The 12126-nt window shown below is 54.2% G+C and carries 12 protein-coding genes and 8 tRNA genes; 5 read left to right on the forward strand and 15 right to left on the reverse strand.

Annotated elements, in window-relative coordinates:
- Positions 1-49: 49 nt before the first annotated feature.
- The 7 genes from ET33_RS33190 to ET33_RS33220 all read right to left on the reverse strand — a co-directional run bounded on the left by ET33_RS33190 (position 50) and on the right by ET33_RS33220 (position 6656).
- Positions 50-556, reverse strand: coding sequence for an acyltransferase (locus ET33_RS33190; RefSeq protein WP_036692591.1), 507 nt, complete (start codon positions 554-556; stop codon positions 50-52).
- 3 nt (positions 557-559) lie between these two features.
- Complete coding sequence (gene ppaX, locus ET33_RS33195; protein ID WP_036692594.1) at positions 560-1207, reverse strand: pyrophosphatase PpaX; 648 nt, start codon at positions 1205-1207, stop codon at positions 560-562.
- Positions 1208-1211: 4 nt separating this feature from the next.
- Entirely contained in the window at positions 1212-2207 is a 996-nt protein-coding gene (gene lgt, locus ET33_RS33200) for a prolipoprotein diacylglyceryl transferase (protein WP_036692597.1), read from the reverse strand.
- Positions 2208-2261: 54 nt separating this feature from the next.
- Positions 2262-3200, reverse strand: a complete 939-nt coding sequence (gene hprK / locus ET33_RS33205) for an HPr(Ser) kinase/phosphatase (protein ID WP_036692598.1) — start codon at positions 3198-3200, stop codon at positions 2262-2264.
- A gap of 58 nt (positions 3201-3258) precedes the next feature.
- Positions 3259-4155 carry a LysR family transcriptional regulator gene (locus tag ET33_RS33210; RefSeq protein WP_036692601.1) on the reverse strand — a complete coding sequence of 299 codons (897 nt, stop codon included), beginning with the start codon at positions 4153-4155 and terminating at the stop codon, positions 3259-3261.
- A gap of 167 nt (positions 4156-4322) precedes the next feature.
- Complete coding sequence (locus tag ET33_RS33215) at positions 4323-5447, reverse strand: ABC transporter ATP-binding protein (RefSeq protein WP_036692603.1); 1125 nt, start codon at positions 5445-5447, stop codon at positions 4323-4325.
- Positions 5448-5540: 93 nt separating this feature from the next.
- A complete protein-coding gene (locus ET33_RS33220; RefSeq protein ID WP_036692604.1) occupies positions 5541-6656 on the reverse strand; it encodes a PucR family transcriptional regulator in 1116 nt (371 codons plus the stop codon).
- A 223-nt stretch (positions 6657-6879) separates the two neighbouring features.
- On the opposite strand from ET33_RS33220, the gene ET33_RS33225 reads away from it, so the two are divergent.
- The 5 genes from ET33_RS33225 (at position 6880) to ET33_RS33245 (ending at position 11096) form a co-directional block, all read left to right on the forward strand.
- A complete protein-coding gene (locus tag ET33_RS33225; protein WP_268808346.1) occupies positions 6880-8124 on the forward strand; it encodes a nickel-dependent lactate racemase family protein in 1245 nt (414 codons plus the stop codon).
- A gap of 21 nt (positions 8125-8145) precedes the next feature.
- A complete protein-coding gene (locus ET33_RS33230) occupies positions 8146-8538 on the forward strand; it encodes a hypothetical protein (protein WP_036692611.1) in 393 nt (130 codons plus the stop codon).
- Positions 8539-8542: 4 nt separating this feature from the next.
- Positions 8543-9151 carry a gluconate 2-dehydrogenase subunit 3 family protein gene (locus ET33_RS33235; RefSeq protein WP_036692614.1) on the forward strand — a complete coding sequence of 203 codons (609 nt, stop codon included), beginning with the start codon at positions 8543-8545 and terminating at the stop codon, positions 9149-9151.
- On the forward strand, positions 9141-10715 hold the full coding sequence (locus tag ET33_RS33240) for a GMC family oxidoreductase (RefSeq protein WP_036692619.1): 1575 nt from the start codon (positions 9141-9143) through the stop codon (positions 10713-10715). Before ET33_RS33235 ends, ET33_RS33240 begins: the two co-directional genes overlap by 11 nt.
- Positions 10716-10787: 72 nt before the next feature.
- Complete coding sequence (locus ET33_RS33245; protein ID WP_036692624.1) at positions 10788-11096, forward strand: MTH1187 family thiamine-binding protein; 309 nt, start codon at positions 10788-10790, stop codon at positions 11094-11096.
- A 66-nt stretch (positions 11097-11162) separates the two neighbouring features.
- Here the strand turns inward: ET33_RS33245 and ET33_RS33250 are convergent.
- The 8 genes from ET33_RS33250 to ET33_RS33285 all read right to left on the reverse strand — a co-directional run bounded on the left by ET33_RS33250 (position 11163) and on the right by ET33_RS33285 (position 11953).
- Positions 11163-11235, reverse strand: a tRNA-Lys gene (locus ET33_RS33250).
- An 11-nt stretch (positions 11236-11246) separates the two neighbouring features.
- A tRNA-Tyr gene (locus ET33_RS33255) sits at positions 11247-11332 on the reverse strand.
- Positions 11333-11354: 22 nt separating this feature from the next.
- Positions 11355-11430: transfer RNA gene (locus tag ET33_RS33260), tRNA-Phe, on the reverse strand.
- Between the two features lie 76 nt (positions 11431-11506).
- Positions 11507-11583 (reverse strand) — tRNA-Asp (locus tag ET33_RS33265).
- Positions 11584-11607: 24 nt separating this feature from the next.
- Positions 11608-11683 (reverse strand) — tRNA-Thr (locus tag ET33_RS33270).
- A gap of 3 nt (positions 11684-11686) precedes the next feature.
- Positions 11687-11762, reverse strand: a tRNA-Val gene (locus ET33_RS33275).
- Between the two features lie 16 nt (positions 11763-11778).
- Positions 11779-11855: transfer RNA gene (locus tag ET33_RS33280), tRNA-Met, on the reverse strand.
- Between the two features lie 10 nt (positions 11856-11865).
- A tRNA-Ser gene (locus ET33_RS33285) sits at positions 11866-11953 on the reverse strand.
- Positions 11954-12126: the final 173 nt, after the last annotated feature.

The raw sequence follows: 12126 nt of genomic DNA on the forward strand, positions 1-12126 counted from the left end.
GTTAACTTTTGCAAAATATTAAATTCGCAATTTGTAAAAACGCGCCGACTCATTTATCCTGCTCCGTCATGCGCACATCCTCCCGAATCACTCGAAGCGGATTCCCCGCCACAAAGCTGTACGGCGCGACATCCTTATGCACGACCGAGCCCGCGCCTACGACCGCATGATCGCCAATCGTCACCCCGGGCAAAACCGTCGTATTCGCTCCGATCATCACATGAGAGCCGATCTTTACCCGCCCGAGCCGGTATTCCTTGATCAAATACTCATGCGTTAGAATCGTCGAATTGTAACCGATAATCGTATTGTCTCCGACCTCGATCTTCTCCGGAAAAAACACATCCACCATTACCATCAACGCAAAGGAGGCATGCTCCCCTACCTTCATCCCAAGCACGCGGCGATAGATCCACCGTTTCATCGGCAAGGAGGGCGCATACCTCGAAATTTGAATAAAAATAAAATTGCGAACCGCCTTGAAACGGCTGATCGTCTTATATACCTGCCACAGCGAGTTCGGCCCTTCCACCGGATATTTGTCCGTGTTTCTCAAACGCTACTTCCCCTCGATCCCGACAATCGGCACAATATCGCGCATATCTTGTATGATATGGGTCGGGTTGTACTGTTTCAAATATTCGGTCCCTTTCAGCGACCAAGCGACCGCTACCGACGGAATACCCGCATTGTGCGCCGCTTCGATGTCATAGTGGCTGTCGCCGACCATCAGCGCGGACGAGAGGTCGCCACCGAGCTCCCGGATCGCTTTGTGAATCCCTTCCGGGTCCGGCTTCGGGTTCTCAACGTCGTCCACCGTTACGATCGTGCCGAAGTAGTCGTACAGCCCCGTCAGCTTCAGCCCCATTTCCGTCGTCTGACGGATTTTGCTTGTCACCACGCCCAGCTTGACGCCGGCGGCATGGAGCTTGGCCACCGTCTCGCGCACATAGGGAAACTCCCGCACCAACTCGTCATGATGCGCAATGTTAAACGCCCGGTACTTTTGCACCAAATCGTCCACCTGTTCCCGTCCGGAGAAGAACACCATCTGCTCGATCAACGGCCGTCCCATGTTCGGAACAATGTGTTCCCGGGTCACCGGCTCTTTGGTTATTCCCTCAAACGTATGCAAGAACGACTGAATAATCAACTCGTTCGTATCGACAATCGTTCCATCCAGATCAAATAACACGGTTTGTATCATGCTGCTACTCCTTTGCCTTTACGTCTGCTTCCTTGTTGCCATCCGGCCGAGTGTCTACATTACCGGCTCCGCTCGCTTCCTCCGGGGCTTGTCCGATCCGTACAATCGGATCGCTATAGCGCTCCGAAGCTGCGCCCGTCCGGCGACGAACGATGATAAGCGCAATCGCGGCCAGCACGATCAGTACCGCCAGAAGCTGCGAAATCCGCACATTGCCTCCGTAGGTCATGAATCCGGGCTCGAAACCGAGAGCTTTCATCGGCGACCACATGCCGTTCATCAGCGCGGCCAGCCAGCTTGGTCCCGTAAAATCAAGGCTGTCCGTCCGCAGCCCCTCCACGAAAAACCGCCCGATCGAATACCAGATGAAATAACCGAAGAAGAGCTCCCCCGCCCGCAAAAACGAACGCCGCCGCAGTACGAACAGCAGGAGGAGTCCTACGACGTTCCATAGCGACTCGTATAAAAACGTCGGATGGTAATACTGGCCTTCAATAAGCATTTGATTGACGATCCAATCCGGCAGATGCAGATTATTCCTGAGGAACGACTCCGCCACCGGTCCGCCGTGCGCTTCCTGATTAATAAAGTTGCCCCAACGCCCGATCGCTTGTCCGATGATTAAGCCCGGCGCGCAAATATCGGCAATGCGCCAGAACGAATAGCCTTTCCGCCGCACGTAAATGACCGCCGCGATAATTGCGCCGATCAACGCCCCGTAGATCGCAATGCCGCCTTTCCACACGGCAAAAACATCCCACAGGTTGTCTTGATAATCTTCCCATTTGAAAGCGACATAGTAAATTCTTGCGCCAACAATGGCCGACGGCACCCCGATTAGCACCAGATCCATGAAGAAGTCCGGGGACATGCCGAACCGTTTGCCTTCTTGAATCGCGAGCAGCAGCCCAATTAGCGCCGCCGTCCCTAAGATGATGCCGTACCAATGAACGCTTAACGGGCCGATGGCAAAAGCAATCGGATTAATCGCGAGAAACATGCTTGTGACTCCTTCCTTACGCCAAAAATTGTCCGCCCCTCAAGCGGGCTTCCCTTACAAATCGTCCATGTCCTCGGCCAGTGACTCGGTTAGCTTATTCGTAAACTGCAAGGCAGCGTTATAGCCCATCCGTTTCAAGCGGAAGTTCATCGCCGCAACCTCAATAATCACCGCCAGATTTCGTCCCGGCCGCACTGGAACCGTTACAAGCGGTATGTTCGTATCGATAATCTGCGTCGTTTCCTCGTCCAAGCCGAGCCGGTCGTATTGTTTATCCTGCTGCCACGTCTCCAGCTTGACGACGACCGATATTTTCTTTTCGGTGCGCACCGCACCGGCGCCGAACAGCGTCATAACGTTAATGATCCCGATGCCGCGGATTTCAAGCAGGTGCCGGATTAATTCGGGCGCATTGCCGATCAGCTGATGGTCGGCCGTTTGACGGATTTCCACCGCATCGTCCGCGATCAGCCGGTGTCCCCGCTTCACCAGTTCCAAAGCCGTTTCGCTTTTGCCGATCCCGCTCGACCCGGAGATCAGCATCCCGATGCCATATACGTCGACCAGCACCCCATGAATTGTCGTCGTAGGGGCAAGCCGGTTTTCCAGAAAGTTCGTTAAGCGGCTGGCCAAAATCGTCGTCGCCATCGCCGTCCGGACGACCGTGATCTGATGGTCGTTGGCCGCTGCAAGCAACTCGATCGGCGCGTCCATCCCGCGGCTGATAATAATGCAGGGTGTCTCCTCCGGCGCACACAGCCGGTGCATCCGGTCCATCCGCTCCTCCGAAGACAATCCGTCGAAAAACGTCAGCTCCGTTTTGCCGAGAATTTGGACCCGGTCCGTCGGATGGAATTCGTAATATCCAGCCATCTCGAGCCCGGGACGGTACAAATCCGCCGTGACGATCGGACGCTTCAGTCCCTCTTCGCCGCAAATAATCTCCAGATGGAACTCTCTCACCAAATCCGATACTTTCACTTTTTTCGGCATCGTGATCTTTCTCCTTTTTATCCCAATATCCTCATCCTAAAGGAATCAGTCGCATAAATCAACCGGAAGAGGCCGTGCGAAGCCCTCTTACCTGCTGGACGAAACGATCCAATGCAAGCGTACCCGCCCGCTCCTCGCCTTGAATCAGCGACAACAAACGGGTCAGCCGTTGGCCGCGAATCCGCAGCTCCTTCAGCTCCTCCGTCGCAAGCATCCGTCCTACGGTCCAGCGCGACAGTACGGCAATGCCGAGTCCGGCCGCAACCGTCTCTTTGACGCCCTGCGTACTGCTCAATACATAAGCCCGCTGCACCCGCAGTCCCCACTCGCGGATCAGCCGGTCGCTGTAGGCCCGGGTACCGGAGCCGACCTCGCGGAAGATCCAGACTTGATCCTGCAAAGCCTCCGGCGTCACTTCACGGTACGCCGCAAGCGGATGACCCGCCGGAACGGCCACGATCATCTCGTCCTCCATGAACGTCTCCGAGCGGATTCCCGGCCGCTGCAGCTCTCCTTCGACCAGCCCGACCTCCAGCTCGTGCGCTTGCACAAGCCGCTCGATTTCATCCGTATTGCCGACGGTGACCTGCACCTCCACCCCCGGATACAGCCGAGCATAGCTCGCCAGCAGCTTGGGCAGAAGAAACTCTCCGATTGTGAAGCTTGCCCCGACGCTCAAACTGCCAGAGACGACTTGGTTCAGCCTGTCGATCTCATGCTTCGCCGTCTCGTACTGCAGCAGGATCGCCTTCGCCTGACGATACAGGATTTCCCCTGCCTCCGTCAGTTTCACCCGCTTCGACGAACGATGAAGCAGCTTCGTCCCGAACTCGTTTTCCAAGCTGCGGATATGCATGCTGACCCCGGGCTGAGACAAATGCAGCAGCTCCGCAGCACGTGAAAAATGCTGCAGCTCCGCCACCGTCACAAACACTTTCAATTGCTCGATGCTCATGAATCTCCTCACTTCCTGGTTCTTCGTACAGCCACGCTGTCCAGACGAACCCTTCATTCGTAGAGGCTACGCCTAGCATATCGCGATTTCCCTTCCAATGCCAGCCGCCAGCCGCAGCAAAAAAGGCCAGCCCGTCAGGACTGACCTTTTATTCCGTTCGATACGCATTAAGCGTTCAGCAAAATGGAATTCGTCGTATCTTTATCGAAGAAGTGAACTTTGTTCATGTCCACAGCGAGCTTCACGTTGGAGCCTTCTTTGGCATTCGAGCGGCCGTCTACACGAACAACGGCCATTTGGCTGCCGATTCCGCTGAGGTGCAAGAGCATTTCATGACCAAGGTTCTCTGCCACTTCGACATGAGCGTTGATGATGGTGTTCGGAGAAGCTTCCATAAAGATCGCTTCCTCGTGGAAATCTTCCGGACGTACACCAAGCACGACTTCCTTGCCCGCATAGCCTTTTTCGCGGAGGATTTTGGCTTTGCCTTCCGGTACTTCGACATTAAAGCCCGATGCTTTAAAGTACAAGCTGCCGCCTTGCTCAGCGAATCCGCCATGCACGAAGTTCATGGATGGGGAACCGATAAAGCCGGCTACAAACATGTTCACCGGATAGTTGTAGATCTCTTCCGGAGATGCCGCTTGTTGAATGATGCCTTTATCCATAACGACGATCCGGTCGCCCATCGTCATCGCTTCCGTTTGGTCATGCGTTACGTAGATGGTCGTCGTTTCGAGACGTTTCACGAGCTTCGTAATTTCGGCGCGCATTTGTACACGCAGCTTTGCGTCCAAGTTGGACAGCGGTTCGTCCATCAGGAACACTTGCGGCTCGCGGACAATCGCCCGGCCCAAGGCAACACGCTGACGCTGACCGCCGGAGAGCGCCTTCGGCTTGCGGTCGAGCAAGTGCTCGATATCGAGAATTTTAGCCGCTTCGCGCACGCGGGCGTCGATGTCGGCTTTTTTGAATTTACGCAGTTTCAAACCGAATGCCATGTTTTGATATACGTTCATATGGGGATACAAAGCGTAGGATTGGAATACCATCGCAATATCGCGGTCTTTCGGAGCGACGTCGTTCACGAGACGGTCGCCGATATACAGTTCGCCTTCTGTGATTTCCTCCAACCCGGCGATCATCCGCAGCGTCGTGGATTTACCACAACCGGAAGCACCTACCAGAACCAGAAATTCCTTGTCCTGAATATCGAGATGGAAGTCTTTCACCGTTGCTTCTTCTGCGCCCGGATATTTTTTGACGATGTGGTTCAAACGTACACCTGCCATGATTGATTCCCCCTACGAATTAGTATCGTGTTCATTGCTTAAATCATACCGTAACAAGGCGTATCATGACTATGCACAATCTCTACAAAAAAATTACTTTCTTTTCGTTACTTTGTACAATAGCATGGCAATCTTCACTAGCACGGCGTTGTTGAACGTCCGCACGTCCAATCCCGTCTCGTGCTTGAATTTATCCAAGCGGTACAACAGCGTGTTGCGGTGGATATACAGCTTTTTAGCCGTTTCGCTGACGTTGCAGTCCAACTGGAAAAACTGTTCGAGCGTCGTCATCGTCTCCGCATCGAACGCCACGTCAAGCCGTTTCAGCACGTGCTCCAGAAAGCTCGCCTTCTCCGCTTCCGGCACCACATGCACCAGCCTTTCCAGTTGGAGCTCCCATGGCATATGCATGTTGCTGCCCACGTGATACGTGCGCCCCAGCATCATCGTCTCCCTGAGCTGAAGCACCGCGGCATATAACGACTTGGCCGGCATAATCGGGTAATGGATGGCCAGATGGCACTCGCCTACCCATTCGTTCTCGAGCATTTCGTGCAAGCCGTAGCCGACGGCCGCGAGCCGGTCTTCCAGCGTTTCGCCGTCCGAGTCTTCCTTATCGTCGCCGGAATCCATCGACATGATTTTCTCCGAGCCGAGAATGAGCCATTCCTTATCCGTCAGAGGAATCAAGGTCATATCCGCATCAAAGAACGACTCTAGCAGCTTCTTCAGCTCCCGGTCATGCGCCCGCCGCGAGGTTGTGTAGTCCCCATACAACAGCAGCGGAATTTTCTTGGAGTAGAGCGACAGCTGCGACACCAGAGCATCGGGCATCTCGGCCTGCGTCAAGCCAAGCTCCTGCTGCGTGCGGAGCCAATCGCCCACCATCCCCGCTTTGCGCTCCTCCTCGTTGACGAGCGACAGAGGCTCTTTATCCTGCATTTTGCGGCTTTCCAGCGTAAGCTCCACGAGCCGCCGCTCCACAGGCGATACGGCATCTGCCTGTACGGTCAGAAGCAGCGCCTCCTGCCCTTCTTTTTGCACCAAAAAAAGAAGCCTGCCTTCTCTAATCAAGCTTCCGCCTTCGCCCCCCGGCTCAGCCTTATGCTTCTCCGTTTCGCGCCGCCACGCGTCCCATGCCCATCTGGTGGTTTGAACCGGAGTATTCAATATGGCTTCAAGCTGCTCCCTCACTTGTTCCCAATCCATCTCCTCGCTCCCAACCTTTTGTCTGTATTTAACTAACTAGTTACCATCTATTGTATCACAATCGAGCCCAGGAACCGCAAGAAAAGGAACTGCCTTAGGACGTAAATCATTAATCGTGTTTAGCTCCGGATAAGAGATTAAGATACGGTAATAATAAAAATGAATTTTCCACTCTCATCCATTCCTAATCTGCAAGAGGAAGGAGGCTTGTGCCATCCCCGAGCTGCGTTATGGCTGCACCACTGTCTCGCTGGAACTGCCTTCGGGCAGGACGTACGATACCTTGACGTACGAACTCGAAGCTTTAGAGACGTCTCCCGAATTGTCCCAAAACCGGATTCGTGAAGCTTTGGCAACGCCTATCGGGGCAAAGAGACTCCGTGAGCTTGCCAAGGAGACAAGCCAGGCCGTTATTCTGATTAGCGACGGTACCCGTTTGTGCCCTACCGGGCTGCTTTTGCCTCCCCTGCTGGAAGAGCTTAACGCGGCTGGTCTTGGTGACGATCTAGTCGATATTGTCGTCGCACTGGGCGCCCATCGCAAGCACACGCCCGACGAACTGAAACAGCTCGTCGGTGCGGAAATCTACGCGAGAGTCCGCGTGCATAATCATTCGGCCGCATCGGAAGATTGCGTTTATATGGGGACAACGTCGCTCGGCACCCCGGTCGAGATCAACCGCATGGTCGCCGAGACGCCGCTGCGCATTGCGACGGGCAATATCGAGCCTCATGCGATGGTGGGCATTTCCGGAGGCGTCAAAGCGCTCGTACCCGGGGTGGCATCCAAACGCACGATTGAAAGCCACCATGCGTTGTCGTTAACGTATACAGCCGTGCCCGGCGTCCCGCATAATCCGCTGCACCTCGATTTAGAGGAAGCCGAGCAGCTCGTTCCGATCCATTTCCTGCTTAATGTGATCGTCGATCACAACCGTCATGTGCTGAAAGCCGTAGCCGGACATATCGCGGAAGCCCATCGGAAAGGAGCCGAATTTGCCGCCGGTTGGTTTACCCGGCAAGTAACCGAACTGTACGATGTCATCGTCGTTTCGGCCGGGGGAGCTCCGAAAGATTTGCAAATGTATCAAGCCTTAAAAGCGCTCCGCAATGCCGCCGCTTTCGTAAAGCCAGGAGGTGCCCTGCTTCTTGTGGCCGAGTGTCCCGAAGGGATGGGAAACGGCTTATTTCAGCATTGGATCGAGACGATAGGCGACCGCCGAAAGATGACGGACAAGCTGCGGGAACGATTCGTACTCGGCGCGCACAAAATTTTGCATGTGGAAGAAGTGCTCTCCCGCGCCCGGGTGTTCATCTATTCCTCATTGCCCCGTCACTTGATTGAACTGCTAGGCTTTTATCCGGCCGACGATTTAAGCACTACGGCTCAAGCCCTGCTGCAAGACCCCGGTGCGAAGCTGGCTCTCATGCCGTTCGGCTCCCTAACCTATCCGCGTCATCATCACTAACAAAAACGGAGGAAGATTCGTATGAACTGGATCGGATGGCCCATGGCACGCGCCGTTTTTTTGTTCGTGGGCGTCGCTTTTTTTGCCATTTGGATACAAGTGACCATCTCGCATTACCGCCAAAACTTTCACCATAAAGCCATGTGGGTTCCCGTCGTCTCTGCCCCTGTATTCAGCCTGCTTGCCGTATTGCTTGCCTATTACCGGCTGGACTGGCTGCTTTTGCTTTTTTCCTATCTTATGTGGTTCGGCGTTGTTGCAGGCGGCATCGGGTTTTACTTTCATTTCCACGGGGTAGGCGTTCGCGTCGGCGGCTATACGATGCGCAACTTTCTGGTCGGTCCTCCTGTCGTGCTTCCGGTCCTGTTCAGCGCTTTGAGCGTCCTTGGACTTCTCGCCTATTATTGGAGGTAGATCGATGAAAAAGCTCACACGGTACCCTTCCTACGATGTCATGCACGAAAAAGATGCTTGGGACGATCATACCCAGCGAATCGTGCTTTCCCGGCTGCACACTACCGGCGATTATGTGTTCCTGACGACCGTTGAGGCCGAACATTTGCGGGCCTGGTGCTCTCTCTTGGTCGATGACGAACGTCCGGAAATCATTCAGTTCGTATTGGATCATATCGATCGGACGCTGGCAGGCGGACAAGAAAGCCAGCGTAAAAGCGGCGAGCCTGAGGCAGCCGTGCTGGTGCGCGAAGGGCTCCATGCCCTGGATATCGCATGTCAAACGATCCATACCGAGCGCTTCTTTCAACTTCAACCGAAGCAGAAAAAAAACCTCATGCTTGATGTCAGCAGCAATCAAGCGGTGCCTATTGAAGTGTGGCAGCACGTGCCGCAGGCCGCGTTGTTCAAGAAATTGCTGAACCTCACTGTCGAAGCTTATTATTCTCATCCTGAAATATGGTCAGAGATTGGATACGGAGGTCCCGCTTATCCCCGCGGCTATGTACGTATGCACCCGGGGCAGCTTGATCCATGGGAGCCTAAGGAGGAGAAACAGCAGCATGAAGCGTAAATTTGAGGGCGAGACGGTCGATGTCGTCATTGTTGGAGCCGGGGCTGCCGGCGGCGTGCTGGCCAAAGAGCTGAGCGAAGCCGGTATGAGCGTCGTCGTGCTGGAAGCCGGACCGTTCCGGGATCCGCAGCGCGATCTGGCTAGCGATGAGCTTGCCATGCAAAGTTTGGGCTGGCAGGAGGCGCGTATCGTAGATGGTCATGACCCGCTGCAAATGGGCCATAACAATTCCGGCTGGGGGGTTGGCGGAGGAACGACGCATTTCACCGGAGTCTTTCTGCGTTTTCATGAAAGCGATTTTCGAACCAAAACGCTTGATGGCGTCGGCGAGGATTGGCCGATCGGCTATTCCGATCTTGAGCCTTACTATACGAAGATCGAAAAGGAGATCGCCGTCTCAGGACCAAAATATTTCCCTTGGGGCGAGTTTCACGGCCCCTATCCTTATCCTGAACGCGATCCGATCAGCCCGAACGCGCAGGTGTTTGCCAAAGGCTGCGAAAAGCTCGGCATTCGCTGGGTCGTCAGTCCGCTTGCCATATTATCCGCGCCCTTCGAAGACCGCCCGCCTTGCATCAACCGCGGATTCTGCAACCAAGGCTGCATGCCAAACGCGAAGTTCAGTACCTTGATCGTGCATATTCCCAAAGCGATTAAAGCCGGCGCGGAAGTGCTGGCCGATTGCAGGGTGACCCAAGTGAATATGGACGAGAGCGGCCGAGCCACCGGAGTGACGTTTATTCATAACGATGTGACCTATGAGCAGCGGGCACGGATGGTCATTTTGTCCGCCTATGTCGTAGAGACACCCAGGCTGCTCCTGAATTCAGCCAACAGCCGGTTTCCGAACGGACTTGCCAACAGTAGCGGATGGGTCGGGAAGGCATTCATGACCCACAGCAGCCACGATGTCTATGCACGGTTCGAAGAGGAGGTCCGCCTGTATAAAGGAACGCCGGTGCTTGCAACCACGCAGGACTTTTACGGCACTTCCCCCGAACGCGATTTTGCCCGCGGCTATACGCTGCACGCCCACGGGGTCCGACCCGTGAGCTTTGCCAGCGGGATTACCCAATCGGGCAAGAATGGTCTGGTTTGGGGGACTCGTTTGCGGGAAGCGGTACTCGACTACAATTACTTCGGGCGAGTCACATTAGTCGGGGAAGTGCTCCCGAACCCGGACAACGCTATTACATTGAGCGATGAAAAGGATGCTTTCAGCATGCCTCGCGCAAAAGTCACCTTCAGCTATGGAGAAAACGACAACCGGCTTATCCAGCATGCCATCGGAACGATGAGCGAAATTTTAAGTGCCGCCGGCGGTAAACCCGAATTTGTCATTCCCGATACGGCTCATTTGATGGGAGGTTGCCGCATGGGCAACGATCCTGAGACGTCCGTCGTGAACTCCTACGGGCAGACGCACGATATTCCGAATCTGTTTATATGCGACGCCAGTATTTTCGTGACGTCCGGAGGCGGCAATCCGACCAATACGGTGATGGCGCTAGCGGCCCGCACTGCCGATTATATCAAGGCGACCATGAAGCGAATGGAACTGTGACTATACCCTGACCATCCTTTACGGTAAAATAAACACATGCCGTGTTTACAAACCAAGAAGGAGGGAGAACCGTTGGCTATCGTCGAAGTAACCGTTATTCCGATCGGAACCGCAACAACTAGCTTAAGCGGATATGTCGCCGATCTGCACCGCCTGCTGGAACAAGCCCCGGAACCGATTCATTTTCAAATGACGCCGATGAGCACCATCATCGAAGGGGAGCTTCAAGATTTGTTTCAAGTGCTTCAGCGTCTGCACGAAGCCCCGTTCCAACACGGAGCTAAGCGCGTGTCCACATCGATCAAAATCGACGACCGCCGGGACAAGAACGCCTCTATGGAGCAAAAGCTTCGCTCCGTCCGCGACAAACTTGAGTCGTAAAGTAAAAAAGTATGCAGAATGCAAAAAAGAGACCTCAAAGGGTCTCTTTACTTCTCACCTAAATGATGAGCCATGTAGGACTCGAACCTACGACACCCTGATTAAAAGTCAGGTGCTCTACCAACTGAGCTAATGGCTCGTAAGTATAACTGGTGGAGGCTGATGGATTCGAACCACCGAACTCGTCAGAGAACAGATTTACAGTCTGCTGCGTTTGGCCACTTCGCTAAGCCTCCGTGTTAATGGCTGTCAAGCCTATGGTGGCTCGGGACGGAATCGAACCGCCGACACGAGGATTTTCAGTCCTCTGCTCTACCGACTGAGCTACCGAGCCTTATGTATGCGGTTAGCTTGTCCCGTAAAGTTCAAGCTTATCCTATTCGGTAAGATAAATCAGATAAGATAAATCATGGCGGAGCCGACGGGATTCGAACCCGCGGTCTCCTGCGTGACAGGCAGGCATGTTAGGCCTCTACACCACGGCTCCACACTAGTTAAACATTGAGACAACTGGTGCCGCCGAGAGGACTTGAACCCCCAACCTACTGATTACAAGTCAGTTGCTCTACCAATTGAGCTACAGCGGCATATGGTGGAGGCTGACGGGATCGAACCGCCGACCCTCTGCTTGTAAGGCAGATGCTCTCCCAGCTGAGCTAAGCCTCCATGGGATAAATATGAATGGTAGCGGCGGAGGGGATCGAACCCCCGACCTTACGGGTATGAACCGTACGCTCTAGCCAGCTGAGCTACGCCGCCAAATTTACAACGGAGAGAGAGGGATTCGAACCCTCGCACCACTTACGCAGTCTAACCCCTTAGCAGAGGGTCCCCTTGAGCCACTTGGGTATCTCTCCAAGCTTAAACTTTTCAAGACTTGCGCCCTGAAAACTGGATCGAAACAAAACGTTTTGATATATCTTTTCTCGCTCCGTTGACTGCGTCAAAAGTCGCTCCTAAAAGATATATCTTCACTGATAACTCCTTAGTCGCTTCCGAAGAATTCTCCGGAAGACTTATTGGATAAGCC

This window comes from Paenibacillus tyrphae (genome assembly GCF_000722545.1).
GTDB lineage: Bacteria > Bacillota > Bacilli > Paenibacillales > NBRC-103111 > Paenibacillus_G > Paenibacillus_G tyrfis.

Coding starts and splice junctions, on each gene's coding strand:
- ET33_RS33240 (WP_036692619.1), top strand. CDS start 9,141: ATGAAGCGTAAATTTGAGGGCGAGACGGTCGATGTCGTCATTGTTGGA.
- ET33_RS33220 (WP_036692604.1), bottom strand. CDS start 6,656: ATGGATTGGGAACAAGTGAGGGAGCAGCTTGAAGCCATATTGAATACT.
- ET33_RS33235 (WP_036692614.1), top strand. CDS start 8,543: ATGAAAAAGCTCACACGGTACCCTTCCTACGATGTCATGCACGAAAAA.
- ET33_RS33215 (WP_036692603.1), bottom strand. CDS start 5,447: ATGGCAGGTGTACGTTTGAACCACATCGTCAAAAAATATCCGGGCGCA.
- ET33_RS33230 (WP_036692611.1), top strand. CDS start 8,146: ATGAACTGGATCGGATGGCCCATGGCACGCGCCGTTTTTTTGTTCGTG.
- hprK (WP_036692598.1), bottom strand. CDS start 3,200: ATGCCGAAAAAAGTGAAAGTATCGGATTTGGTGAGAGAGTTCCATCTG.
- lgt (WP_036692597.1), bottom strand. CDS start 2,207: ATGTTTCTCGCGATTAATCCGATTGCTTTTGCCATCGGCCCGTTAAGC.
- ET33_RS33210 (WP_036692601.1), bottom strand. CDS start 4,155: ATGAGCATCGAGCAATTGAAAGTGTTTGTGACGGTGGCGGAGCTGCAG.
- ppaX (WP_036692594.1), bottom strand. CDS start 1,207: ATGATACAAACCGTGTTATTTGATCTGGATGGAACGATTGTCGATACG.